Origin of the sequence: Thauera sp. WH-2, assembly GCF_048321015.1 — a bacterium.
Lineage (GTDB): Bacteria > Pseudomonadota > Gammaproteobacteria > Burkholderiales > Rhodocyclaceae > Thauera.
The window spans coordinates 430276-454492 of record NZ_JBLWFG010000002.1 but is presented as its reverse complement, the minus strand read 5'-3'; the positions used below and the strand labels follow the sequence as shown (position 1 = coordinate 454492).

General features: G+C 66.9%; 20 protein-coding genes. 10 read left to right on the top strand and 10 right to left on the bottom strand.

Annotation, left to right across the window (positions count from 1 at the left end; genetic code table 11):
* The first annotated feature begins 3 nt into the window (after positions 1 to 3).
* Positions 4 to 744: an SDR family oxidoreductase gene (locus tag ACNKW1_RS06375; RefSeq protein ID WP_418363740.1), complete on the top strand. Its 741-nt coding sequence runs from the start codon at positions 4 to 6 to the stop codon at positions 742 to 744.
* Positions 741 to 1847 carry a DUF5924 family protein gene (locus ACNKW1_RS06370; protein ID WP_418363739.1) on the top strand — a complete coding sequence of 369 codons (1107 nt, stop codon included), beginning with the start codon at positions 741 to 743 and terminating at the stop codon, positions 1845 to 1847. Before ACNKW1_RS06375 ends, ACNKW1_RS06370 begins: the two co-directional genes overlap by 4 nt.
* 34 nt (positions 1848 to 1881) lie before the next feature.
* Here the strand turns inward: ACNKW1_RS06370 and ACNKW1_RS06365 are convergent, their stop codons facing one another.
* Positions 1882 to 2304: a cyclic nucleotide-binding/CBS domain-containing protein gene (locus ACNKW1_RS06365; protein WP_418363738.1), complete on the bottom strand. Its 423-nt coding sequence runs from the start codon at positions 2302 to 2304 to the stop codon at positions 1882 to 1884.
* Between the two features lie 219 nt (positions 2305 to 2523).
* On the opposite strand from ACNKW1_RS06365, the gene ACNKW1_RS06360 reads away from it, so the two are divergent.
* The 8 genes from ACNKW1_RS06360 (at position 2524) to ACNKW1_RS06325 (ending at position 12198) form a co-directional block, all read left to right on the top strand.
* The gene (locus tag ACNKW1_RS06360; protein ID WP_418363737.1) at positions 2524 to 4116 is read left to right on the top strand and encodes a thymidine phosphorylase family protein; all 1593 of its coding nucleotides are present in this window, start codon (positions 2524 to 2526) and stop codon (positions 4114 to 4116) included.
* An 87-nt stretch (positions 4117 to 4203) separates the two neighbouring features.
* Positions 4204 to 5103: a ribose-phosphate diphosphokinase gene (locus tag ACNKW1_RS06355; RefSeq protein ID WP_418363736.1), complete on the top strand. Its 900-nt coding sequence runs from the start codon at positions 4204 to 4206 to the stop codon at positions 5101 to 5103.
* Positions 5104 to 5317: 214 nt separating this feature from the next.
* On the top strand, positions 5318 to 6232 hold the full coding sequence (locus ACNKW1_RS06350; RefSeq protein ID WP_418363735.1) for an adenylate/guanylate cyclase domain-containing protein: 915 nt from the start codon (positions 5318 to 5320) through the stop codon (positions 6230 to 6232).
* A gap of 62 nt (positions 6233 to 6294) precedes the next feature.
* Complete coding sequence (locus ACNKW1_RS06345; protein ID WP_418363734.1) at positions 6295 to 7350, top strand: efflux RND transporter periplasmic adaptor subunit; 1056 nt, start codon at positions 6295 to 6297, stop codon at positions 7348 to 7350.
* The gene (locus tag ACNKW1_RS06340; protein ID WP_418363733.1) at positions 7347 to 10424 is read left to right on the top strand and encodes an efflux RND transporter permease subunit; all 3078 of its coding nucleotides are present in this window, start codon (positions 7347 to 7349) and stop codon (positions 10422 to 10424) included. Before ACNKW1_RS06345 ends, ACNKW1_RS06340 begins: the two co-directional genes overlap by 4 nt.
* A gap of 63 nt (positions 10425 to 10487) precedes the next feature.
* On the top strand, positions 10488 to 11063 hold the full coding sequence (locus ACNKW1_RS06335) for a TMEM165/GDT1 family protein (protein ID WP_418363732.1): 576 nt from the start codon (positions 10488 to 10490) through the stop codon (positions 11061 to 11063).
* 92 nt (positions 11064 to 11155) lie between these two features.
* On the top strand, positions 11156 to 11860 hold the full coding sequence (locus ACNKW1_RS06330; protein WP_418363731.1) for an AzlC family ABC transporter permease: 705 nt from the start codon (positions 11156 to 11158) through the stop codon (positions 11858 to 11860).
* Positions 11861 to 11871: 11 nt separating this feature from the next.
* The gene (locus ACNKW1_RS06325; RefSeq protein ID WP_418363730.1) at positions 11872 to 12198 is read left to right on the top strand and encodes an AzlD domain-containing protein; all 327 of its coding nucleotides are present in this window, start codon (positions 11872 to 11874) and stop codon (positions 12196 to 12198) included.
* A 75-nt stretch (positions 12199 to 12273) separates the two neighbouring features.
* Here the strand turns inward: ACNKW1_RS06325 and ACNKW1_RS06320 are convergent, their stop codons facing one another.
* From ACNKW1_RS06320 to ACNKW1_RS06280, 9 genes are all read right to left on the bottom strand, one after another.
* Positions 12274 to 13914, bottom strand: coding sequence for an acyl-CoA synthetase (locus ACNKW1_RS06320; protein ID WP_418363729.1), 1641 nt, complete (start codon positions 13912 to 13914; stop codon positions 12274 to 12276).
* 135 nt (positions 13915 to 14049) lie between these two features.
* On the bottom strand, positions 14050 to 14304 hold the full coding sequence (locus ACNKW1_RS06315) for a ferrous iron transport protein A (protein WP_418363728.1): 255 nt from the start codon (positions 14302 to 14304) through the stop codon (positions 14050 to 14052).
* A gap of 10 nt (positions 14305 to 14314) precedes the next feature.
* Positions 14315 to 16276: a ferrous iron transport protein B gene (gene feoB / locus ACNKW1_RS06310; RefSeq protein ID WP_418363727.1), complete on the bottom strand. Its 1962-nt coding sequence runs from the start codon at positions 16274 to 16276 to the stop codon at positions 14315 to 14317.
* Between the two features lie 379 nt (positions 16277 to 16655).
* Positions 16656 to 18026 (bottom strand): sulfite reductase subunit alpha, encoded by a 1371-nt coding sequence (locus ACNKW1_RS06305; RefSeq protein WP_418363726.1) that lies wholly within the window; start codon positions 18024 to 18026, stop codon positions 16656 to 16658.
* A gap of 52 nt (positions 18027 to 18078) precedes the next feature.
* Positions 18079 to 18882, bottom strand: a complete 804-nt coding sequence (locus ACNKW1_RS06300; RefSeq protein ID WP_418363725.1) for a DUF4198 domain-containing protein — start codon at positions 18880 to 18882, stop codon at positions 18079 to 18081.
* Positions 18883 to 18906: 24 nt separating this feature from the next.
* Positions 18907 to 19419: a DUF2271 domain-containing protein gene (locus ACNKW1_RS06295; RefSeq protein WP_418363724.1), complete on the bottom strand. Its 513-nt coding sequence runs from the start codon at positions 19417 to 19419 to the stop codon at positions 18907 to 18909.
* A gap of 18 nt (positions 19420 to 19437) precedes the next feature.
* The gene (locus tag ACNKW1_RS06290; RefSeq protein WP_418363723.1) at positions 19438 to 20142 is read right to left on the bottom strand and encodes a PepSY-associated TM helix domain-containing protein; all 705 of its coding nucleotides are present in this window, start codon (positions 20140 to 20142) and stop codon (positions 19438 to 19440) included.
* Between the two features lie 82 nt (positions 20143 to 20224).
* Positions 20225 to 22600, bottom strand: a complete 2376-nt coding sequence (locus ACNKW1_RS06285; protein ID WP_418363722.1) for a TonB-dependent receptor domain-containing protein — start codon at positions 22598 to 22600, stop codon at positions 20225 to 20227.
* Between the two features lie 185 nt (positions 22601 to 22785).
* A complete protein-coding gene (locus ACNKW1_RS06280; protein WP_418363721.1) occupies positions 22786 to 24165 on the bottom strand; it encodes an efflux transporter outer membrane subunit in 1380 nt (459 codons plus the stop codon).
* Between the last annotated feature and the right edge of the window lie 52 nt (positions 24166 to 24217).

Genomic DNA, 24217 nt, shown 5'->3' with positions numbered 1-24217 from the left:
ACGATGACGGGCATCCGGGCAATCGTGAGTGGACACAGCCGCGGGTTGGGTGCGGCGATTGCGGCGGAACTGCTCGAACGCGGCGTTCCAGTGCTTGGGCTGGCGCGGCAGGGGAATGCTGCCCTGGCGGTGGCGCACGGCGGGCAGCTCGCCGAGGTGGCGCTTGATCTGGCCGATACCGAAGCCCTCGCAGCCTGGCTTGCGGCGGGAGGGCTCGCCGATTGGCTGGGTGATGCAGATGAAGCGCTGCTGATAAACAATGCCGGCACCCTGCAGCCGATGGGGCCTTTGCCGCTGCAGGACCCGGCAGCGGTGGCGCACGCCGTGGCGATAAACGTGGCGGCGCCGCTGATGCTGGCGGCGGCTTTCGCACAGGCGGACGGGATTCGGGAGCGGCGCGTGCTGCACGTGTCGAGCGGCGCAGCGCGCGCCGCCTATGCGGGCTGGAGCGTGTATTGCGCCACCAAGGCGGCACTTGACCAACATGCGCGTGCGGTCCAGATGGATGCCACGCCCGGGCTGCGCATCTGCGCGCTGGCGCCGGGCGTCATCGACACCGACATGCAGGGCGAGATCCGTGCGATCGCCCCCGAGCGCTTTCCCATGCGGGAGCGCTTCGTCGACCTGAAGCGCAGCGGCAGCCTGGTGGCCCCCGAGGCGTGTGCGATGCATCTGGTGGATTTCATGCTCGACGCGGATTTCGGCCGTTCGCCGGTCGCCGATCTGCGCGACCTGATGCAGTGAGCGCCGGCCCCGTCGAGCCACGGGCTGGGTTGCCCCCGGATGCGGAGCCCGCGCTGCCCGTATCGGCGGCGCCGGCTGGGCGCGGCAGCCGGCTCAAGCGACTGAAATGGCGCGGACTGCGTCTGATGGTGTGGCTGCGCCGCCACCCCTGGCTGGTGGCGAGCTTCGGCTTCGTTTCCGGTGTGCTCAGCTTCCTTCTCGTCGAACGTCATGAAGGCGTGGCGAGGGTGATGGCGGTAGCGATGCTGGCGGGTTGGTTGCTGCTGGTATTGGAGCGCGTGCTCGATCGCGCGCTGAAACGGCGCTTCGGCTTCGGTGTGCCCGCCGCGCTGGTGCGCTACCTGACGCAGTTCACGCACCAGGAGAGCCTGTTCTTTGCGCTGCCTTTCTTCGTCGCCAGTACCTCCTGGAACAGCGGTCAGGCGATGTTCACCGCCGCGCTTGGGGTGATGGCGCTGGTAGCGATCATCGATCCGCTGTACTACGGGCGCCTGGCGAAGCGACGCTGGCTTTTCCTGAGCTATCACACGCTGACCCTGTTCGCGCTGCTGCTGGTGGTGTTGCCGCTGGTGCTGCAGGTCCCGGCGATGGCGAGCTATCAGGCAGCGCTCGCGGTTGCCGTGGTGCTGTCGTTTCCGACCTTGGCGGGCGCGGTCACCATGCCACGCTGGTGGCGCGGACTGCTGGTGCTGGCCTTGCTGGTGGCCCTAGGCCTCGCCGGATGGCTGGCGCGCCTGTGGGTGCCGCCTGCCACCCTGCGGCTGACCCAGGTGGCGGTCAGCACGGCCATGGATGTCGAGCAACGGGCGCCAGCGCAGAGCCTGCGGGCGCTGGATGCCGCGCACCTGCGCGAGGCAGGCCTCTACGCCTACACTGCAATCCGCGCGCCGCTGGGGCTCACGGAGCGGGTGAGTCATGTCTGGCTGCACGAAGGGCGCGAGGTCGACCGCATCGAACTGGATGTGACCGGCGGACGAACCGACGGCTACCGCGCGTGGACGTACAAGCGCAACTTTCCGGATGATCCGCGCGGGCGCTGGCAAGTGCGCGTGCTCACTGCGGACGACCGCATGATCGGCACGCTCCGGTTTCGGGTCGACTGAGCTTCTGGACCGGGCGCGCCGGGTCGAGTGGGGGTCAGCAGATGCGTTCCCACAGGCTCTGCTCGTCCTCGAACTGGTCGAGCTCGAGGCCCTTGAAGTCGCTGCGCGAAATGATGCCGACCACCTTGCCGTCGACCGTCACCGGCAAGTGCCGGTAGCCGCCGTCGCACATCCTGTGCAGCGCGTCGATCGCCTTGCGGTCGGGTTCGATGGTGTCGGGGTCGCGGGTCATGACTTCGGACAGATGAACCGTCGCCGGGTCGCCGCCATTGGCGATCACCTGCACCGCATCGCGGCCGGTGAAGATGCCCTTCAGGTGGGCCCTGGTGTCCGTTACCAGTACCGCGCCCACGCTGCGCTCGCACATTGCCTGGCACGCGCTCTGGACGGTATCCGTCGGACGCAGCATCAAGGGGTTCTGGTCCTTGACGATGAAAGAGATGTTTCGGTTCGTCATGTCGCCCTCCGTTGTGCTGGTGTGTGAATTTGTACTCATTTTATGGTCGATCGGGCTTGACCATGTTGACGTTCGTTAAGCTTTGCGCAGGGGTTTCGCCAGGCGTAATGCTGGCGGTCCCGGTGTGTCTGTCCGTGACGTGGGTGTCCCTGTGTCATGTGACGCATCCGTGCCTGCGAGCGGCTTCATGGGTGTGGAGCCAGGGTGTAGTCTTGCACCATGAATGCACAGAATGACGACCATCCCGCCCTGCCGCCGCCGCAAGAGGGGGATGCCTTCCCGCTCAGGCTGCGCCGCGTGGCAGTGGATACCTACCGCGAAAACGTCGCCTACCTGCACCGGGACTGCGAGATCTACCGCGCTGAAGGTTTCCAGGCACTGTCCAAGGTCGAGGTGCGCGCCAATGGCCGGCGTGTCCTCGCCACGCTCAATGTGGTGGACGATCCGCGCATCGTGCGCTGCCATGAGGTCGGGCTGTCGATCGACGCCTTTGCGCAGATGGGGGTCGAGAATGGGCACCCGGCGATGATTGCGCAGGCCGAGCCGCCGACCTCCATCCCTGCGCTGCACCGCAAGATCGCCGGTGAGCGGCTCGCGCGGGATGACTTCCGTGCGATCGTGCGTGACATCGCCGAACATCGTTATTCGAAGATCGAGCTCACCGCCTTCGTGGTCGCGACCAACCAGGGCGAACTCGACCGCGAGGAGGTGTATTTCCTCACCGAGGCGATGGCGGCGGTGGGGCACCGCATCGACTGGCAGGAGCGGCCGGTGGTGGACAAGCACTGCATCGGTGGCATCCCGGGCAACCGGACCTCGATGCTGGTGGTGCCGATCGTCGCCGCGCACGGCATGCTGTGCCCGAAGACCTCCTCGCGCGCGATCACCTCGCCGGCGGGCACGGCCGACACCATGGAGGTGCTGGCGCAGGTCGAACTGCCGGTGGAGCGCCTGAACGAGATCGTGCGCGAGCACCGCGGCTGCCTCGCCTGGGGCGGCACGGCCAAGCTCTCGCCGGCCGACGACGTGCTGATCTCGGTCGAGCGCCCGCTGTCGATCGATTCGCCCGGGCAGATGGTCGCTTCCATCCTGTCCAAGAAGGTAGCCGCCGGATCGACCCATCTGGTGCTCGACATTCCGGTGGGACCAAGCGCGAAGGTGCGCTCGATGCCGGAGGCGCAGAAGCTGCGCAAGCTGTTCGAGTTTGTCGCCACGCGCATGGGCCTGACCATCGACGTGGTGATCACCGACGGCCGCCAGCCGATCGGCAACGGTATCGGCCCGGTGCTCGAGGCGCGCGACGTGATGCAGGTGCTGGAGAACGATCCGCGCGCGCCCAACGATCTGCGCCAGAAGGCGCTGCGCCTCGCGGGGCGCATGCTGGAGTTCGATCCGGACGTGCGTGGGGGGGACGGCTTCGCCATTGCGCGCGACATTCTGGACTCGGGGCGCGCGCTGGCGAGGATGGACGCCATCGTCCGCGCGCAGGGCGGCAAGGCCTTCGATCACAACGCGCCGCAACTCGCCCGCCTCGCATTCGACGTGCTGGCCGAGGCGGATGGGGTGATCACCGGCATCGACAACCTGCAGCTCGCGCGCATTGCCCGTCTGGCAGGCGCGCCCAAGATGCTCGCTTCGGGCGTGGATCTGCTGAAGAAGCTCGGAGATCCGGTGCAGAAGGGGGAGGCACTCTACAGGGTCCATGCCGATTACCCGTCCGACCTCGACTTTGCCCGCCAGGCGAGCGCTCGCGCCAGCGGCTATGCGATCGGTGGCGCGGAGGAAGTGCCGCATCTGTTCGTGGAGTTCTGAGCCCCCAGTCGCGCGGGTGTGAATTCCTTCGCAGACGAGGCCCGGATCAACTTTCGGCGCGGGAGGGACCCGGGTAGGCTTTTACCGATGAAGAACAACACGCCCCTCCTGCTGCATTTCGAGGACGAGACGGATGAAGCCGCCCGGCTGGCGCGCGCCGCCGGCCTGGACGCAGCACTGATCGAACGCCACCGCTTTCCGGATGACGAGTTGCGGTTGAGGCTGCCTCCGTCGCTGCCGCAGCATGTCGTGCTCTTTCGCAGCCTGCACCGCCCCAACGAGAAGCTGCTGGAGTTGCTGCTGGTCGCGCGCAGTGCCGGGAAGCTGGGTGCCGAGCACATCAGCCTGGTCGCGCCCTATCTGGCCTACATGCGCCAGGACAAGGCCTTCCGTCCGGGCGAGGTGGTCAGCCAGCGCATCGTGGGTGAATTCCTGGCCGGGCTTTTCGATGCGGTGATTACCGTCGACCCGCACCTGCACCGCGTCGATACCCTGACCGAGGCGATCCCCGTCCCACACGCGATCGCGCTTTCGGGTGCCGGCCTGCTTGCGGACATCGCCGTGCAGCGTCGGGAGCGCCCGCTGCTCGTCGGTCCTGACGCCGAATCGCGCCAGTGGATCGAGACCGCAGCCGGACGGCATGGTCTTGACAGTATCGTGTGCAGCAAGATTCGCCGTGGCGACCATGATGTTGTGATTGCGCTGCCCGCGGGCGCCGAGGTAGCAGGGCGTGCCGTGATCCTGCTCGATGACGTGGCGAGCTCGGGTCAGACGCTTGCCCGCGCTGCGGTCCTGCTGCGCGAGGCCGGTGCACGCTCGGTCGACGTGGCGGTCACGCATGCGCTCTTTGCGCAAGGCGCGCTCGAGGCCATTCACAACGCTGGGGTTGGCGAGATCTGGAGCACCGATTGCATCGTGCACCCGAGCAATGCGGTCCAGGTTGCGCCGTTGCTCGCCGAGGCCTTGCGCGCCATTCTTCCCGCCTGATCCGCCCGCGGGCCGCGGTGCCACGACGGGCGGGTCGTTTCTCGTTTTTGCTGCCCGCAAAGCCTTTCCAAGCATTTTTCATGCCGCGCGACTTGCGCGACCGATGACGTGATCAAGCCTTAGTGCTAGCATCGCGGCTGGTACGGCAGCGGTCTGTGGTCGATTCGTGGCTTGGCGTCGCTGCGTACCACAACGAAAATAAACGGGGAGGCGCGTGGAACAATCGGTCAGGACCGTGGTGTTCGCCGATCTTACGGGAAGCACCGGACTGTTTGAATCTGCAGGCAATGTCGCGGCGACACAGATCGTCACGCGTTGCACGCATGTGCTCGGCCGTCATCTCGCCTGTGCTGGCGGTCAGGTGGTCAAGTATCTCGGTGACGGGGTACTGGTGCTGTTTGACGACCCGGTCGCGGCGGTACAGGCCGGCGCGCGCATGCAGGAAGTCCTGCGCGAGCTGACGGCGGTCGAGTTGCAGCGCGGCCCGCTGGGCGTGAAGACGGGCATCGACCGGGGCGCCATCGTGGAACACGACGGTGACTGCTACGGCGACGCGGTGAACGTGGCCGCCCGCCTCAGCGACCGTGCCGAGGCGGGGGAGACGCTGATCAGCGAGTCCGTTTTCTCCTGCTTGCCGGACCCCGTTCGCTTGGCCTGTCACAGCCTCGACCGCATTACCATCAAGGGCAAGGCCGAGCCAGTGCGGGTCTGGCGCGTCGATTTCTCGCGCACTGCCGAAACGACCTTGACCGCGCTGCTCGGCTTTCAGGGGCTGATCGATGCGGGGCGGCCGATGCGCCGTGTTGACCTGGCACGGCTCGATCAGCACATCGAACTGCACGACGACGAAGCGCCCCTGATCATCGGGCGCGGAGACGGCGCTGGTTTCTCGATCGACGATCCGCGCGTGTCGCGCCGTCATGCGCGCATCGAATGGGCGGCCGGCCAGTGCCTGCTTACCGACTTCAGCAGCAACGGCAGCTGGGTACGGTTCGCCGGCACCTGCGCCCCCGTGGTGCTGCGCCGCGACAGCTGCACCCTCTATGGCGAGGGCGAGATCGGAGTGGGGGCGACCCCGGACGATTTTACCGCCCCTACGCTGAGCTTCCGCGTCATCGACGAGGGCTGATCCGCCCTGCTGCGCGGTCGAGGCGCCCGCCTCTCCAACGACAAGAACCGGACCGACGCATTGTGAATCGCCTGACCGCCCCCTGCTTCATTGCTTCCCGCCTCGTTGCGCCTTTCCTGCTACTCCTTGCCGTAACGGTCCATGCCGCGGACGAATCCGGCGTGGGTTCGCTTGATGCCCGGCCCCTGGCTGAGCTGGCGAGTTACCCGGAGTTCCGCGCTCCGGCGCAGGTGGTCGCCCGGGAGGAAGCGCGCATCGCCGCGGAAGTTGCCGCGCGTGTCGTCGACATGCCGGTGCGCGAGGGGGAGGCGATCGCGCGCGGCAAGCTGCTGGTGCAACTGGACGACGCTGCCTACCGTATCGAGCTTGACCGTGTGCGTGCCCAACTGGCCCTGATCGACAGCCGGATCAGCCTCGCGCGCGCCCAGCTCGACCAGGCGCGTGCGCTGGCGCAGCGCGACTTCATCAGCGCCGACGGGTTACGCATCCGCGAAACCGAGCTGGGCGTGCTCGAGCGCGAGCGCGACGCGGCGCTCGCCGCCCGGGCGGCGGCCGAGCTCGCCTTGGCGCGCACGCGCATCGTCGCGCCTTTCGATGGGGTGGTGCGCGAGCGCCGGGTGGCCGTGGGCGAGCTGGCGGCGGTGGGTGCGCCTCTGCTGGTGTTCGCCGCGACGGGCGATGCCGAGGTGCGCGCGCAAGTGCCCTCCATGCACATCGACAGCCTGCGCGCCGCCCCGGAATGGACGCTGGCGGCGGGCGGGCGCGAGCACGCCCTGCAGTTGCAGCGCATATCGCCGCTGCTGGATGTGGCTGGCCAGACCCGCGAGGCGATCTTCCGCGGCGATGCGGAACTGTCGCCCGGATTGGGTGGGGAGTTGCGCTGGCGCAGCGGTACGCCGCATCTGCCGGCGGGCTTCGTGCAGGAGCGCAAGGGTGCGCTGGGGGCCTGGGTGATGCAGGACGGGGTGCCGGTGTTCAGGGTGCTGCCGCAGGCACAGGCGGGACGTGCCGTGGCGGTCGACTGGGCGGGCGACACGCTGATCGTCGATGAAGGGCGCTTCGCGCTCGGGCTGGATGCGCAGACTGCTGGCGCTGGTGCGTCCGGAGGCGCGCAGTGAGCGCCTTCTACCGCAAGCTGATCGACAATCATCCGCTGGCCAACATCGCCTTCGTGATGGTGCTGCTCGGCGGGTTGCTCAGCTATCTGGCCATGCCGAGGGCGCAGGATCCGGAGATCAACTTCAACTGGGTCAGCATCATCACCGCGCTGCCGGGCGCCTCGGCGGAGGATGTGGAGCGTGAGCTCACCGGCCCGCTCGAGGATGCGATCAAGCAGGTCAAGGATGTGCGCTTCGCATCCTCTTCGAGCCGCGAGGGGGTGTCGTCCATCCTGGTGCGCTTCGAGGAGCTGTCCGAGCGCCGCTTCGACAAGCGCGTCAATGACCTGCGGCGTGAGATCCAGAACAAGGCGTCGGCCGAGCTGCCGCCGGACGCTACCGACCCGGTGGTCATGGAGATCACCAGTTCGAATGGTTTTCCGACGGCGATCATGGTGCTGCATGGCGCTGGCGGTGAACGCCTGCGGCGCGCCGGCTTCGTGATGAAGAAGGAGCTCGAGGCGCTGGAGGGGGTGGACCAGGTGATCACCGCCGGCTTCGAGGAGCCGCAGCTGCAGGTCGATTTCGATCCGGCGCGGGTGGCCGCAGCCGGCCTGTCGCCGGTGCAGGTGTCCGATGCGGTGGCTGCGTGGTTCCGCAATACGCTCGGCGGTCGCGTGCGCGTGCAGGACCGCGAGTGGCTGGTGCGCATGGAGGGCAAGACGCCTGATCCGGAAACCCTGGCAGGTGCAGCCGTCATCACGCCAGGAGGCCGTGTGGCGCTGGACGAGATCGCAAGCGTTGCACGCGGCCAGGAGCGCGCGAGCCAGTTGGTCATCTACAACGGCCAGCCCGCGGTGATGCTGTCCGTCACCAAGCAACCCGACGCCAACACCTTGGAGCTGGTGGAGCGCCTGCAGGCTTTCGCTGGCGCGCGCAATCCCTTGCTCGCCGGCCAGGGGGTACAGCTGACCCTGATCGATGATCAGACCCACGCGACCCGTAGCGCGATCGGCGTGATGGAGTCGAACGCACTCTTCGGCCTCGGTGCGGTGCTGCTGATGTGCTGGATCTTCCTCGGCTCGCGCCTGGCGCTGCTCGTGGGGCTGGGGGTGCCGTTTTCGCTTGCGGGCACCTTCATCGGCGTCGATCTGATCGGTTCGACCCTCAACCTCACCGTTCTGCTCGGGGTGGTGATCGCGCTCGGCATGCTGGTGGACGACGCGGTGGTGATCGTGGAAGCCATCTACTACCGCCTGCAGCGTGGCGAGGCGCCGCAGGAGGCGGTGGTGGGCGGGGTGCGTGAGGTGGGGCTGCCGGTGATCGCCTCGGTGCTCACCACGATTGCTGCATTCCTGCCGTTGATGCTGCTGCCCGGCATCCTCGGCAGCTTCATGTTCGTCGTGCCCTTCGTGGTCACGGTGGGCTTGCTGGTGAGCCTGGCCGAGGCGTTCTGGATCCTGCCCACCCACGTTCTTGCCTTGGGCCTGCAGCCCTCTGCTCGGCGCACCCGTGCGCAGGTATTGCGCGAGCGCTTCACGCACTGGCTGCGGGTGAAGTACGCGCGTGCGCTGGTGGCAGTGCTTCGCCGGCGCCGGATCGGCATGGCCGTGCTCGTGCTGCTCATGGTGGGGGCCGGTGCGGCGGTGGCGGGTGGCCTGGTGAAGGTGCAGTTCTTCGCTTTCGATTCGATGCGCTTCTTCTATGTCAGCGTGGACATGCCCGCCGGGGTCCGTCCCGAGCGGACCCTGGCCGAGGCCGAGCGCGCCGCCCGCGTGCTGCAGAAGGCGGTCGACCCGGCGGAGCTGCGGTCGATCGCCAGCTATTCGGGCCTCAAGTTCACCGACACCGAGCCGGTCTATGGCGACCAGTACGGGCAGGTGCTGGTAGCCCTTCTGCCGCGCCACGGCGACATGCGCGAAACCGGCGAGATCATCGCCGCGGTGCGTCCGCGGATCGAGGCGCTGGAGGGTGAGGCGAAGTTTTCCTTCATGGAGATGAAGGGCGGCCCGCCGACCGCGAAGCCGATCTCGGTGAAGATGAAATCTGACGACTACCCGCAGTTGCGCGCCGCCGCGGACGCGTTTCTTGCCGAGGTTGCGCTTCTGCCCGGGGTCAAGGACCTCATGGATGACGACGTGCCCGGCCGTGGCGAGATGCGCCTGCTGCTGAACCGCGAGAAGCTCGCCCGCGCAGGGGTGAATCCGGCCGAGGTCGCACGCCTGCTGCGCCTGTACGGGGAGGGTGAGATCGTCGCCACGACCCGCGAGGGCGGAGAGAAGATCGAGGTGGTCGTCCGTGCCCGTCCGGAAAACCTCAACGACGTCACCGAGTTGCTGCAGCGGGTGGTCCCGCTCGCCGATGGCCGCAGCGTGCAGTTGGGCGATCTGGTGGATCATGAGTTGCGCCTGTCCAAGGGCTACATCCGCCACTATCAGCTCACCCGCGCAATTACCGTTGAAGCCGATCTGGACAGGTCGCAGATCGACACCGTGGAGGCCAACGATCGGCTCAAGGCCGCGTGGGTGCGCATGCAGCCGGAGTTCCCCGGTGTGGAGCTTGATTTCTCGGGTGAACTCGAGGACATCGAGGAGAGCCTGGACGCCATGGGCAAGCTCTTCATGCTCGGCATTGGCCTGATCTACCTGATCCTTGCGACACAGTTCCGCAGCTACTGGCAACCCTTGATCATCTTGGTAACGGTGCCGCTGGCCTTCACCGGTGTGGTGCTCGGGCTGCTGGCGTCGGGCAATCCGCTGTCGCTGTACACCCTGTACGGCGTGATCGCGCTCACCGGCATCGCGGTGAATTCGGCGATCGTGCTGATCGACGCCGCCAACGAGCGTCGTGCGGCGGGCATGAGCGTGCAGCATGCAGCGATCTACGCCGCGCGCCGGCGCGTGGTGCCGATCCTGATCACCACCACCACCACCATTGGTGGGCTGCTGTCGCTTGCGATCGGGCTGGGGGGCAAGTCGCTGATGTGGGGCCCGGTGGCGGCGAGCATCGTGTGGGGCCTGGGCTTTTCCACGGTCCTGACCCTTTTCGCCATTCCGCTGGTGTATCGCATGGCGATGGAGCGCGGCGGCCGCTAGAATGCCGCGCTCGGGTCGAGGCGCAGGCGTTCGGCCGCTGCGCATAACACCGGATCCGCTGTAATGGACGCCTTTCTCGTTTCCACCGCCATCGTCGCGCTCGCTGAAATCGGCGACAAGACGCAGTTGCTCGCCTTCATCCTCGCCGCCCGGTTTCGCAGACCATGGCCGATCGTGCTCGGCATTCTGGTCGCGACCCTCGCCAACCATGCCTTCGCTGCCGCGGTTGGTACCTGGCTGACCACGCTGATGGGGCCACACACCCTGCGCTGGGTGCTCGGCCTGTCCTTTCTCGCGATGGCGGTGTGGACCCTGATCCCCGACAAGCTCGATGAAGAGGACGCCCGGCTTCCGCGCTTCGGGGTGTTCGGAACGACGCTGATCGCCTTCTTCCTTGCCGAGATGGGCGACAAGACCCAGGTGGCCACGGTGGCGCTGGCGGCGCAGTACCAGGCCATGCTTGCAGTGGTGATCGGCACAACGCTTGGCATGATGATCGCCAATGTGCCGGCAGTGCTGCTTGGCGACCGAATCGCCCAGCGCATGCCGGTGAAGCTGGTGCATGGGATTGCAGCGGCGATCTTCCTCGGGCTGGGGATCGCGACCCTTGCGGGCGCCGGCGAGTCGATCGGTTTCTGACCCTTTCGTACCCCCTTTCGTGACCCCTTTCGCGCACGGCGGCGCCGATGCACGACGCCTGCTATGCTAGAGCGCTTTTGCAGTCAGCCCTCATGGAAACCACCTTCCGTAGCGGCGCCCGCGAGGGCATGCGCGACTTTCTGCCACTTTCGGTCGGACTCGTGCCCTGGGCGATGGTCACCGGCATTGCAATGCGCTCGATCGGCTTGTCACCGCTCGAGGCCATGGGCATGAATCTGCTCGTGTATGCCGGGACCGCCCAACTCGGCACGCTGCCGCTGATCGGCAGCGGTGCGCCGCTGTGGCTGATCTTCCTTACTGCGCTGGTGCTCAACCTGCGCTTCATCATCTTCAGTGCCACGCTGGCACCGGCTTTCCACGGCCATCCTTTCATGCGCCGGCTGGCTTCGAGCTACCTGCTCGTCGACGGCATGTTCGCGGTCGGTGCCGACAAGCTGCGGCGCGCGCAAGATCCGAATTGGCGCTGGGGTTACTACATTGTCCCTTCCATCTACTGCTGGATGCTGTGGCAGTGCAGCACCCTGATCGGGGTGCTGGGCGCAGGCGTCATCCCGCAGGGCTGGTCACTGGAGTTCATGACCACGATCGCGCTGATGGTGATGATGGTGCCGATGCTGCGCGAGCGTCCGATGTGGGTGGCGGGGCTGGTGGGCGGGCTGGGCGCGGTGCTGCTGCGTGACTTGCCGCTGCGCCTGGGCTTGATCGCAGGCATCGCGCTCGGCATTGCCGCCGGCTTTGCCGCTGAACGGGTGCTGGCGGGGCGGGCTGCGCGATGACCGAGGGCGTGATGAGTGAAGGCCTGTGGCTGTGGCTGACCCTGCTTGCGATCGGCTCGACCACCGTCCTGACCCGCGGCAGCTTCATCCTCGCCGGAGAGAAGGGTCGCCTGCCGCCGGCCTTGCAGCGCGCCCTGCGCTATGCGCCGGCGGCAGCGCTGTCGGCACTGGTGATGCCCGACCTGCTGCTCGATGAGGGCGTGTTTGATCCGCTTAACCCCAAGCTCGCAGCCGGCGTGGTGGTGATCCTGCTCGCCCTGCGTTCGCGCAACCCCTGGTTGCCTTTCATCCTGGGCATGGCGGTGCTGTTACTGATGAGGAAGGGGCTGGGCGGGTAGCTTTTGCTACCCGCCCAGCCCCTTGGCCGCGGGCGGATCTGGCGTTTGCCCCCGATCCGCCGCTTTGCCGGCGGCTTACTCGATGGCCGAAGCGGACTTGGCGAGTTCGCGCAGGGCGAATTTCTGGATCTTGCCCGTGGAGGTCTTGGGCAGGACGCAGAACTCGATGTGCTTGGGCACCTTGAAGCGGGCGAGATGCTCGCGGCAGTGGGCGATGATGTCCTCCGCGGTTACGCCGGCGCCTTCCTTGACCTCGATGTAGGCCGCCGGGACTTCACCCCACTTTTCGTCGGGGCGCGCGACCACGGCGGCGGTCATCACCGCCGGGTGGCGGTAGAGCACATCCTCGACCTCGAGCGAGGAGATGTTCTCGCCGCCCGAGATGATCACGTCCTTGGAGCGGTCCTTGATCTTCACGTAGCCGTCCGGGTGCAGCACGGCCAGGTCGCCGGTGTGGAACCAGCCGCCGGCGAAGGACTCCTGCGTGGCCTTCTCGTTCTTCAGGTAGCCCTTCATGACGAGGTTGCCGCGGAACATGATCTCGCCCATGGTTTCGCCGTCGGCGGGTACCTGCTCCATGGTGACCGGGTCGAGCACGGTCATCGCCTGCTGCATGTGATAGGGCACTCCCTGGCGGCCGTTGCGCTCGGCGCGGCGGTCGATGGGCAGCGCATCCCACTCGGGGTGCTTGGCGCACACGGCGGCCGGGCCATAGGTCTCGGTGAGGCCATAGACGTGGGTGATGTCGAAGCCCACGCGCTCGGCGCCTTCGATGATCGCGGCCGGGGGCGCGGCACCGGCGATGAGGCCGGCGACGCTGTGCTCGATGCCCGCGCGCAGGCCGTCGGGGGCGTTGATGAGCATGCCGTAGACGATGGGCGCGCCGCACATGTTGGTGACCTTGTGGCGACGGATGAGCTCGTAGATGAGGGCGGGGTCGACCTTGCGCAGGCAGACATTGACGCCGGCGTTGGCCGCCATGGTCCAGGGGAAGCACCAGCCGTTGCAGTGGAACATCGGCAGCGTCCACAGGTACACGGCGTGCGGCTGCATGCCCCAGCTGATGATGTTGGAGGCAGCGTTGAGGTAGGCGCCGCGGTGGTGATAGACCACGCCCTTGGGGTTGCCGGTGGTGCCGGAGGTGTAGTTGAGCGAGATTGCGTCCCACTCGTCCTCGGGCATCTGCCAGGCGTAGTTCGGGTCACCGCCGGCAAGGAATTCCTCGTACTCGATGCCGCCCACGCAGTCCTTGCCCGGGTATTCGTCGTCGAGCGCGTCGATGACGAGCGGCTTGTCGCCTTCGAGCAGTTCGAGCGCGGCGCGGATTACGCCGGCGAACTCGGGGTCCGTGATCAGCACCTTCGCTTCGCCGTGCTGGAGCATGAAGGCAATCGCCTCCGCGTCGAGCCGGGTGTTCAGGGTGTTGAGCACGGCGCCGGTCATCGGTACGCCGAAGTGGGCTTCGACCATGGGCGGCACGTTGGGCAGCATGACGGCGACGGTGTCGCCCTTCTTCACGCCGTGGGCGACCAGCGCACTGGCCAGGCGGCGGCAGCGCGTGTAGGTTTCGGACCAGGTGTAGCTGCGGCTGCCATGCACGACGCTGGTGCGCGTCGGGTACACCATGGCGGAGCGCTCGATGAAGCTCAGCGGGGACAGTGCTACATAGTTGGCCCGGTTCTTGTCCAGACCTTTTTCATATGCGTTTTGCGACATGCTTTCCTCTCCCATCTACGGACAAAGCTTGCAGGCATGGAGTGGGCGCACCCCGCTCGGGCGCGTCTTTTCCATACCGGCAAGTATGGAGGATGGCGCAGCAATTGTCTCGGGTTTTGCTACGGGTTTACCCGTTCAGGCGAGCTCTACCCAGACATGGCGTGCCACCTCGTGTTCGATCGCCAGTTCCACGTGTTCGCATAGCAACACGGTCATCGGGTGCTGCTGCAGTACGCGCACTGCATGCGCTGCGGACAGTCCGTAGGCGTGCAGTTGTTCTCGCTGCAGGGGGTCGATCTCGTCGCCGAAGTCTGCAACGCGGACCATGCGGCCGACAGGGGTGCCGAGCAGCCGGATGCGCTCGTGCGTGGGGGCGTGGGTCGCGTTCATGCTCGAGTCCTCAGAAGATCAGGCGCAGGCCGTGGTTGAGCAGGCCGCCGATCAGGAAGGCGGTGGGGATGATCATCGCCAGCATCAGTGCGGCGACCTTAATGCCCTGCTCCTTGATGATCATCATCAGGCTGGCGATGCAGGGCACGAAGAGCGTGATCGTGACCATGCCGACCACTGCTTGCACCATCGACAGTTCGCCCTGCAGCGCGAACAGGCCGCTCGCGCCGAAGTCGCGGCGCAGGAAGCCCATCACGAAGGCGGCGCTCGCCTCCGGCGGAAGACCGAGCCAACCCACCACCAGGGGCTTGCCGGCCTCGATGATCCAGGGCAGGGCGCCGACGCGATCCAGGGTGAACATGATCAGCGTGCCGATGAGGAAAAGGGGGATCACCTCGATCAGGTACCACTTCAGTCGCCCGCCGGTCTTCTTGAGCACGTTGCCCAGCACCGGCATGCGCATCGGCGGCAGTTCGGTGATCAAGGGCACGCGCCGCCCGGGCACGACCTTGCTTGCCAGCCAGCCAGTAAATAGCAGCACGCCGACGATCGCCAGCACCCAGATGACGGTGGCACCGAAGGAGATGCCGCCGAGCAGGCCGAGCACCACGCCCAGCTGCGCCGAGCACGGGATCGCCAGCGCCATCAGGTAGATGGTGATCAGGCGCTCGCGCGGGGTGTGCAGGATGCGGGTGGTGAGCGTGGCCATGGTCACGCACCCCAGGCCGAGCACCATCGGCAGCACCGCGCGGCCGTTGAGGCCGATCGCGGCGAACATGCGGTTGGCGATGACCGAGAGGCGAGAGAAGTAGCCCGAGTCTTCCAGAATGCCGAAGGCGAGAAAGAAGGTGGTCACGATCGGCAGGATCAGCGCCAGTGCGTAGGTCATGCCCATCGTCCAAAGCCCGTACTCGCCGACGAAGAGATCGGCCAGCCAGGGTGTGGAGATGTTGCGGGTGACGAAGTCGGTGACGGCGGGGTTCAGTACCTCGCCGAAGAAATCCTCCTCCAGCAGCCCGACCAGGGTGCTGGCGCCGAAGTCGCCGACGAACAGATAGACGAGATAGAGCACGCCGAACAGCATCGGCCAGCCCCATACACGGTGAACTGCTACTCGGCCGAGCAGCATCGACAGCGTGTGGTCCATGCCGCTGGCCTGACGGGAGACGGTGCGCGCGAGTGCCTCGGCGGCGGTGCCGCGCTCGCGTGCCAGCCGCGCGGGCAGCGAGTCGCGTCCGGTAGGGGCGGTGAGGTCGGCGATCGCCGCGCACACGGGTGCGCTGCCGGGCTGCGCTTCGAGCCAGGCACCCACTTCAGGATCCCTCCCGATGGCGAGGATCGCCAGCCCGCGCGCGGCCAGGCGCGGGTGCGGGCAGTGGGTGAGGATGAGTTGCTCGATGCCCGCGATCTGCTGTTCCAGCGCTTGGTCGTAACGCAGCAGCGCCGCGGGTGCAGCGGCCTTGGGCAGCGCATCGGTGAGGGCAGTCACGCCTTCGCCGCCGGTGGCCACGGTCGCCACCACAGGGATGGAGAGCGCCTCGGCGAGCGCACCCGTATCCACCGTCACGCCGCGCGCCTTTGCCTCGTCGGTCATGTTGAGCGCCATCACCATCGGCACGCCGAGTTCCGCGAGCAGCGCAGTGAGGTTGAGCGTGCGGCGCAGGTTCTTCGCGTCGCCGACCTGGATCAGCGTGCGCATGTCCTCGCTGAGCAGCGCACGCATGGTGGCGCGCTCGTCATCACTGCGCGAGGGCAGGGCGAGCACGCCCGGCGTGTCGAGCAGGGACGCGCCGCGGTCGAACCGCGGGGTGGCGCGCGAGACCTCGACCGTGGTGCCGGGGTAGTTGGACACCGTGACGTAGGTGCCGGTGAGGCGGTGGAAGAGGACCGATTTGCCGACGTTGGGGTGGCCGACGAGGGCGAGGGTGCGCAATGCAGCCGGGAGGGTCGGAAGCGAGGTGGAGCAGTCCATGAAGGGATGAATCCCGAAGAAGAGGGAAGGCGGACAAAGAATGATAATGGATCTTATTTGTGGATTCTCTGACCAAACGCAAAGGAATCGTAAATCGGCAGGGGCGTCTTCGTGGGGCTGACGGGTCGCTGCGGCCCCTGGGCGCAAGCGTGCTCGCCGAGGGTGCCCGCGCCGGCTTGCAGTGGGGCGTCGGTGCGGTGGCGGGGTGCGTCAGGGCGTGACGATCTTGTCGATGCCCTCGAGGTAGGCAGTGCCCAAGTCAATGACCGCGTCGCGCTTCAGCCCTTCGCTCGCGAAGCGCATGTCGGCGACGGTGTTGTGCACATGGTGGGGCTCCTTCTCGAGAAAGGGTGCAGGCGGCGGAACGCCTCCCGCAGTGTCAGTAGATGTCGCGTCGGTAGCGTCCGGCGCGGGTGAGTGCGTCGAGCGTGCTGTTGCCAAGGATTTCGGCCAGTGCGGCGTGTACGGCCGGTCCCATGCCAACGGCGTTTCCGCATACGTAGATCGCTGCGCCGCCTTCGACCCAGGTGCGTACCGTGTCTGCGGCGCGCCGCAGCCGGTCCTGCACGTACTCGCCGTGCGGAGGGTCGCGGGACCAGACGCGGTCGCAGCGGGTGAGCAGGTTGTCGTGCTCGAGTGCGTCGATCTCCGCGCCGTGCAGATCGTCGTGCGCCTTGTTGCGCTCGCCGAACAGCAGCCAGTTGCGGCCGTCGCCGCGGCGGGCGCGGGCGCGCAGATGGGCGAGCAGGCCCGCAAGGCCGGTGCCGTTGCCGATGAGCAGCAGCGGGCGGTCGGCGTTGTCGCCGATGCGGAAATTCGGATGGGGGCGTACTCGCCCGCGCAGGCGGGTGCCGACCGCTGCCTCCTGTGTCAGCAGGGGGGAGAGTGCGCCGGGCGTCCCGTCTGCGCCGGTCACCCTGCGCACGATCAGGTGTACGGCGCCGTCCTCGGGCAAGGATGCGATCGAGTAGTCGCGCGGGCGGGCATCATCGCCCGTGGCAATCAGCTGCAGCAGGTCGCCGGGTGCCCAGTGCGGCAGGGGCGTGATCGTCGCGGCGGGTGAGTCCTCGCTTACGGGTTCCAACTCCACGTGACAGGCCGGTGCCCCCGCGCTGCCGGGATTGAGTTGGCGACAGGCGCGTATGCGCCAGAAGCCGGTGGCAGCCTGTGGTGCTTCCGCCACCTCGGCCAGCCCGGCGAAGCTCGCGAGTTGGTGGCGCCAGGTGATCAGGGCATCGTTCGCGGCGCCGTCCGCCTCGATGCGGGGAAAGATCGGGCCTGCACCCTGTTGCTGCAGCCAGTGGTCCAGTGCGCGGCCGAAGGCGCAGAAGTTCGCATAGCGGCGGTCGCCGAGGGCGAGGAGTCCGTAGCGCAACCCTTGGAGATCGAGGCGGGTGGTCATCACCTGGCGGACGAATCCCGCCCCGTTGTCCGGGGCGTCGCCTTCGCCGCTGGTGCTGATGAGGAAGAGTGCGCGCGTGCAATCGCGCAACTGCGCGGCGCCGATCTGGTCGAGCGCGCAGGGGTGTACGGGCAGGCCGGCCGCCTGCAGCGCGCGTGCGGCCTCCCCGGCCAGTTCCTGTGCGAACCCGCTCTGGCTCGCGTAGGCGATCAGTACCCCCGCGTGGTTATCCTCATTGAGGGGCGCGACGCGGCGGCGATGAACCCGCCAGGCCTGGATGCAGAGCGCCGCATACGCTGCCAACACCCCCGTCGCCGCCCCCAGCCTGGGCAACTCGAGACTGATCATGCCGGCGATGGGCTGCGCCGGAGGTGGTCGTCCCGCTGCGCCCGAAGTGCCCTCATTGGGCGAGCACCTCGAGCGTTGCCACGTAGGACAGGCGGCGTTCCACGTTCTTCCGGGTTTCGCTCATCCCATCCACCGAGGCCTTCAGGTAGTACATTCCAGGTGCCTGCCAGGTGTGGGTGACGCGGCCTTCGGCGTCGGTGACGAGCGTGAGCTTCTCGAGTTGGTCGCGGTAGCGGGTGCCCGCGTGAATCACCGTGACCTCGAGGTTTGCTGCTGGCTTGCCGTTCGCCGTGAAGGCGAAGGTGGCCGGGTCGCCGACATAGAGATCGTTGGGGTGGGTGACCGGTACGAGTTCCAGACCGCTGCCCGTGGGTTTCGCTTCGGTAGGGCGGCCCACGGTGACGAAGGTCTCGATCCGGGAGCTGCCCTCGCGGATGACGAGTTCCTCGGCCTCGGCCGGCACCTTGCCCTCCATCTCGGCGGCCGTGCCACGCCAGCGCTTGGTCTCGCCGTTCTCCTTCCAGCTCGCCATCACGCTGGCGCTGGCAAGTGCGACGCGGTAGGTGCCCGAGGTCTGGAGATGGAGGTCGAACACCGTGCGCAGCTTGCCTTGGAGCAGGCTTTCCGGTTGCAGCGGGCTACCGTCAGGTGCGGTGATGGCGAGGTTGTCGCGCATGACCATCGGGCGATAGTTGAAGTAGAAGATGTCGTTGGAGACGGCGCCGTCGAAGGTCACGTAACCGGGGCTGGAAAGCACGGTGGACGAGGGCAGCAGCCAGGCTTCGTGCGAATGTGCAGCCGGCGTGACGAGGCCGAGCGCAAGGGCGGCGGCGGCAAGGTGTTGCTTGGGTTTCATCGGTTCTTCCTCGGTGCGGACGGATCAGGGCTTGAGCTGGACGGCGATGGTGCCGAGTTCGTGTTCGCCGCGTGCCTCGTGGTGGGTGACGTTCGTAGGCGGCCATTGCAGCGGCAGGCTCACCACTTCCCGACCGCCGTGCTCGCGGGCGGCCTCGACCACCAGGCGGTATTCGCCGGCGGCGAGCTTGCCGAGCGGGGTCTGCCCCTCGGTGAAGCTCAGTGTGTGCTTGCCCGGCTGGCGGGTGGCGCTGGTGAGGCCATCGACCGGCATGGCCAGCTCGCGTCCGCTGCGGCGCCACCACAGGCGCATGTCCTTGAGCCATTTCGCGCCTTCTGCGTTGCGCATCTTGGCGTCATACCAGACGACGAGGTTGGCGGCGACCGAGTTGTCCGGGCGTTCGAGCCAGGCGGCGACGTAGGGGCGGCGGTAGTCCGCCACGTCGAAGTGCGGCAGTTCGAGTTCGACATCGATGCCGGCTGCGAGCACAGGGCTGCTTGCGAGCAGGCCGAGCGCGAGGAGCAGGGGTTTGTACATGCGGGGGCTCCAGGGGGATCAGTGAATGAAAAGAAGGATCAGCAGTGCAGGCAGTACCACGCCCAGGCCGACCACCGGCCATACCGAGGCGCGCGTGGTGGCGTGAACCTGCAGGATGAGCAGACCGGTCACGGAGAAGACCACGCACGCCACCGCGAAGAGGTCGATGAACCAGCGCCAGGCCTCACCCGTGTTGCGACCCTTGTGCAGGTCGTTGAGCCAGGCGATCCAGCCGCGGTCGGTGAGTTCGTACTCTGCCTCGCCCGCCTCAAGGTCGAGATGCAGCCAGGCGTCACCCCCCGGGCGGGGCAGGGCGAGGTAGATCTCACCCTCGGACCATTCGGCCGGCTTGCCGGCGACGGACAATGCCATCGCGTCCGCCACCCAGCGCGTGGCTGCGTCGGGCAGCGGGCGCTCTGCGGCCTGGCCATCGCCGGCGAGCGTGCGCAAGTCGTCCCGCAGCGAGGCAGGGATGGCGACGCTGCGGGTCTCGATCCGCGGCTTGGCCTCGATTGCGCCAGAGTGGTTGAGGGTGATGCCGGTGAGGGCGAACATGAGCATGCCGAATAGCGAGACGGCCGAGCTGATCCAGTGCCATTGGTGCAGGGCGCGCAGCCATCCGGCCCGACGGGCCTGACGCTGCCCGTCTGTGTCCGGCGTGGTGGCGTGCGCATGCTTCGTGCGGATTGCCGCGGTGTCGGAGGGCCTCGGGTAGGTCGGCATGGTTGAGTCAGGCTGCCTGACGGGCGATCGAATACGCGCGGTCACCGCAGCCGTCGAGGGCTGCGGTGACTGCCAGCGCCGCTCAGAAGCGGGCGTTCAAGCTCACCCAGAAGCTGCGCGCCTTGTCCTTGTTGTTGTAGTCGTACTCGGGGCCGTAACCGCTCGTATCGCAGCCGCGGCCGGAGCAAGGCACCCAGGTGTAGCCGGTGAAGTCCTTGTCCAGCAGATTGTTGATGCGGCCGTTGAGCGTGACGTGTTCGTTTACCTCGAGGCTGGCGCCGAGATGGAGGACGTCGTAGTCCTTGTAGTAGCGCGGATTGCCGGCGTCATCGGTCCCACGGTAGCGCTTGGAGCGCGACTCCAGGGTCAGGAAGACGTTGAGATCGGGACGCGCCTGCCAATCGAGCGTGGTGTTGAGCATGTGCTTAGCACTGTTGCCCAGCGGCAGACCCTTCTCGTCACCGCTCTTTTGTTCACTGTCGGTGTAGGTGTAGTTGCCGCGCAACGCCCAGTTGGGAAGAAACTGCCAGCGTCCCGCGAGTTCGGCCCCCTGAATCACCACCTCGTCGATGTTCACCGCCTTGGTCGATGTGGCGTAACCGAGGTCTGCATAGTCACCCGTGCTGGAGCAGGTCACGCTGGCAGTTGGGCCGCATGCCTGCGAAGCGATCTTGTCCTTGAAGTCGTTGCGGAAGATCGTGGCGTTGAAACTGTGCCGGTCCGGATGGCTCCAGTAAACCGCGAGCTCAGTGTTGCGGCTCGTTTCAGGCTGAAGGTCCGGATTGCCGAAGAAAGGAGAGGTGCCCTGGCCGCCGAAGCCCACGACGCCGTCGTAGAGTTGGGTGGTCTTGGGGGTCTTGAAGCCGGTGCTGATGCCGCCCTTGAGGGTCCACTGGGGGTTCAGGTTGTAGACGCCATAGATCCGGGGTGAGAGGTTGTCGCCGAAAATGTCATGGTTGTCGTAGCGCACCCCCCCCGTGAGTGTAAAGGCGTCGGTCAGCATCCAGTTGTCCTCGATAAAGAGCGACCACATCTTGTGATCCTGTACCTTCCCCGGGGTGCCGGATTCCATGCCGAACACGCCGTCCTGCAGTTCGCCGTCGATGATCTGGCCGCCCACGACCAGAAGGTGGTCGCCTGCGAGCTTGTGCAGCGGAATGTCCAGCTTGGCGTCGAGCGTGTACTGGTTGCTCTGCAGCACGCGCTTGGGGCGCGGCAGGAATGTAGCCTGCGCTGCGGCTTTACGTTCATCCTCGCTGAGGTTTGCGTAGGCGCCGGAGCCCTGGAGCATCGCCAGTAGTTCCTGTCGTTCGGCAACGGTGAAGGGCAGGGTGCGGCCGTTGTTGTCCGTTTCAACGTAGGACAGGGCGAGGAAACTCGTGCCGAAATCCCAATGGCCTTCGTGCGAAAGCGACCATGCACTGCGGGTGAACTCCTGCTCGCTCGCGTAGCCGACGCGAGGCTCCGCGCGACCTGAAGCCCCGTTTGTCTGGACACATCGAGAGCCGCTCCACCTGCTGCAGAAGACCGTGTCGATGCTGTCGACCGTGCCCAGCGGGTAAGCGGTGGCACCACTTTGGTCGATATACGGGTCGTTGTTGTAGGACTGGGTGGAGTCGTCGTAGTCAAACGTGATGCGCTGGCGCGCGTCCGGGGTGAAGAAGAGGCTGAGCCCGTATGCCTTGTTGGTGTTGTCGACGGTTTTGCCGCCGCCGCCGAAACCCAGGTCGGGCGACTGGACTTGGCCTGTCCCGGGGTTGAGCGTCGGCTCGAGTTCGACGTTCGAGGCCATGCGCTCATAGACGCTGCCGCGCAACGCCAGCCCCAGCTTGCCCTGCACGATTGGCCCGCGGATGGCAAAGTCGGTAGTGATGTCATCGCCGAACTGATCGTCGGTCTGCAAGGTCCGGCCGTAGGTGACCGACCCTGACCACTTGCTGATGTCCTTCTTGGTGATGATGTTGATCACGCCGCCCATCGCATCCGCGCCGTACAGCGTGGATGCCGGGCCGCGGATGACCTCGATGCGCTCAATGGCGTCGAGCGGCGGAATGTGGTTGAACTGGTTGCCGCCGAAGCTGTTCGGGTAGATGTCGCCGTGATTGTTCTGGCGCTTGCCGTCGATCAGGATCAGCGTGTAGTCCGAGCCCATGCCGCGCATGCTGATCGTCTTCTGGCCGGTCTTGTCGGAGGTCTCGCCGATATCGACGCCCTCGAGATCGCGCACGGCGTCGATCAGCGTCGTGTAGGGCTTCTTCGAGAGTTCTTCCTGCGTGACGACCGAGATGCTGGCCGGTGCGTCGGTGATCTTCTGCTCGAAACCCGCAGCACTGACGACCACTGCGCCAAGCGCGGTCTCCTGTCCGTGCGATGCGGCGGCTGGAAAGGCCAGCGCGAGGAAGAGGACGGACGTGCGAATACGAGGCGGGCGGTTGCCCGCCCGGACAGCGTGTGCCATGTAAGCGATTCCTTTGACGGCGTAGTCGGGACGTTGGCTGGCTTCCTGGATACGCTTGGCCCGGAGGGCTTACAGGTGGCTGGCTGGTGTTATCTGGAGTCGCGAATGATAAAAGTTCGTATTTAGGTTTGTCAAACTGTAACGGGTGTTTTGCGCGGATGTTCTCGCGCCCCAGCTGGCTGCCTTCAGGTGCCCTGCCAGCCGCCGCCGAGCGCCTTGTACAGGTTCACCGCGTTGTTCAGGCGCGCCAGGCGCAACTGGGCGAGCTGGTCCTGGGCTGAGAACAGGGTCCGCTGGGCGTCGAGCACGGTGAGCAGGCTGTCTGCGCCTTCCCGGTAGCGTAGCTCGGCCAAGCGCAGGCTGCGCTGCGCTTCGGTCAGGATCTCGCGTTGTGCGACCTCCTGGCGGGTGTCGCGTGCGCCGTCGGCGAGTGCATCTTCCACTTCCTTGAGGGCGACGAGGAGGGCGCGACGGTGTGTTTCGAGCAGTTCGCGCTGGCGTGAGCGCTGGAGCTCGACCTCTGCACGCAGGCGGCCACCGTCGAAAATCTTCTGCAGCACGCTGGCCGACAGCGACAGTGTGCGCGTGGTGTCGGCGAGTGAAAGCAGGGCGCTGCTGCCAAGCCCGGCGCCGGCCGAGAGGCTGATGCCGGGAAGGAGGGCCGCGCGCGCTGCCGCGATGTTGGCGGCTGCAGCGATGAGACGGGCTTCGCTGGCGGCGAGGTCGGGGCGGCGTAGCAGCAACTCGGAGGGCAGGCCCGCATCGATGCCTGGCACCCGCAAGGCCTCGAGGCGCTCGTCGGTCGTGAAGCGGGCCTGCGGGTTGCGACCGAGCAGGAGGGCGAGCGCGCTGCGTGTCTGGCGAAGCTGCACTTCCAGGGGTTCGATCGCCTTGCGCTGAGTGAGGACGGTGCTGCGCTGCTGGCTCAGATCGAGTGCAGAGGCCGCGCCGTTGTCGTAGCGGGCTTGCACCACACGCAGCACGCCCTCGGCGAGGGTGAGGTTCTGGCGGGCGATCTCCACGCGTTCCTGCAGCGCGAGGGCCTCGAACCAGGTGGTGGCGACACTTGCGCTCATCGACAGACGGGCGGCGTCGTAGTCATGGCGACTTGCCGCGAGGCTGGCGCGGCTGGCGTCCACGCCGGCGGCGATGCGACCCCACAGATCGAGCTCATAGCTGGCGCCCAGGCTCAGGTCGATCGAGCCCGACTCGTTGCCATCTACATTGCGCGTGCCGCTGCCACCGTTGAGATTCAGTGTCGGGAAGAGCGAGGCGCCGGCCTGGCGCAGCGTGAGCTCGGCCTGCACCACGCGCTCGGCCTGGATGCGTAGATCTGGCGCGGAGGTCATCGCCTCCGTGACGAGGGCGTCGAGCTGAGCTGAGCCGAAGCTTCGCCACCAGGCCGCATCGACGGCGCCGCTGGCATCGGGCTCGCTTTCGGCCCATGCGTTCGGCAGGGGCAGGTCCGGGCGGGCGACGGGCTCGGTGATCGCGCAGCCGGCCGCGAGAAGGGCGGTCAGCACGGGGAGGAGACTGCGGCGCAGGGCAGTGCGATGAGGCTGCATGGATTTCGTCCGGGTGGGGATGTGCGGGCAAGCCCGCTCCGGTGGAGTGAAA

What these genes read in the sequence shown, in the direction of transcription:
- ACNKW1_RS06335 (WP_418363732.1), top strand. Translation starts at nt 10,488, where the DNA reads ATGGACGCCTTTCTCGTTTCCACCGCCATCGTCGCGCTCGCTGAAATC.
- ACNKW1_RS06360 (WP_418363737.1), top strand. Translation starts at nt 2,524, where the DNA reads ATGAATGCACAGAATGACGACCATCCCGCCCTGCCGCCGCCGCAAGAG.
- ACNKW1_RS06320 (WP_418363729.1), bottom strand. Translation starts at nt 13,914, where the DNA reads ATGTCGCAAAACGCATATGAAAAAGGTCTGGACAAGAACCGGGCCAAC.
- feoB (WP_418363727.1), bottom strand. Translation starts at nt 16,276, where the DNA reads ATGGACTGCTCCACCTCGCTTCCGACCCTCCCGGCTGCATTGCGCACC.
- ACNKW1_RS06355 (WP_418363736.1), top strand. Translation starts at nt 4,204, where the DNA reads ATGAAGAACAACACGCCCCTCCTGCTGCATTTCGAGGACGAGACGGAT.
- ACNKW1_RS06295 (WP_418363724.1), bottom strand. Translation starts at nt 19,419, where the DNA reads ATGTACAAACCCCTGCTCCTCGCGCTCGGCCTGCTCGCAAGCAGCCCT.
- ACNKW1_RS06375 (WP_418363740.1), top strand. Translation starts at nt 4, where the DNA reads ATGACGGGCATCCGGGCAATCGTGAGTGGACACAGCCGCGGGTTGGGT.
- ACNKW1_RS06285 (WP_418363722.1), bottom strand. Translation starts at nt 22,600, where the DNA reads ATGGCACACGCTGTCCGGGCGGGCAACCGCCCGCCTCGTATTCGCACG.
- ACNKW1_RS06330 (WP_418363731.1), top strand. Translation starts at nt 11,156, where the DNA reads ATGGAAACCACCTTCCGTAGCGGCGCCCGCGAGGGCATGCGCGACTTT.
- ACNKW1_RS06280 (WP_418363721.1), bottom strand. Translation starts at nt 24,165, where the DNA reads ATGCAGCCTCATCGCACTGCCCTGCGCCGCAGTCTCCTCCCCGTGCTG.
- ACNKW1_RS06325 (WP_418363730.1), top strand. Translation starts at nt 11,872, where the DNA reads ATGAGTGAAGGCCTGTGGCTGTGGCTGACCCTGCTTGCGATCGGCTCG.
- ACNKW1_RS06300 (WP_418363725.1), bottom strand. Translation starts at nt 18,882, where the DNA reads ATGAAACCCAAGCAACACCTTGCCGCCGCCGCCCTTGCGCTCGGCCTC.
- ACNKW1_RS06305 (WP_418363726.1), bottom strand. Translation starts at nt 18,026, where the DNA reads ATGATCAGTCTCGAGTTGCCCAGGCTGGGGGCGGCGACGGGGGTGTTG.
- ACNKW1_RS06290 (WP_418363723.1), bottom strand. Translation starts at nt 20,142, where the DNA reads ATGCCGACCTACCCGAGGCCCTCCGACACCGCGGCAATCCGCACGAAG.
- ACNKW1_RS06315 (WP_418363728.1), bottom strand. Translation starts at nt 14,304, where the DNA reads ATGAACGCGACCCACGCCCCCACGCACGAGCGCATCCGGCTGCTCGGC.
- ACNKW1_RS06365 (WP_418363738.1), bottom strand. Translation starts at nt 2,304, where the DNA reads ATGACGAACCGAAACATCTCTTTCATCGTCAAGGACCAGAACCCCTTG.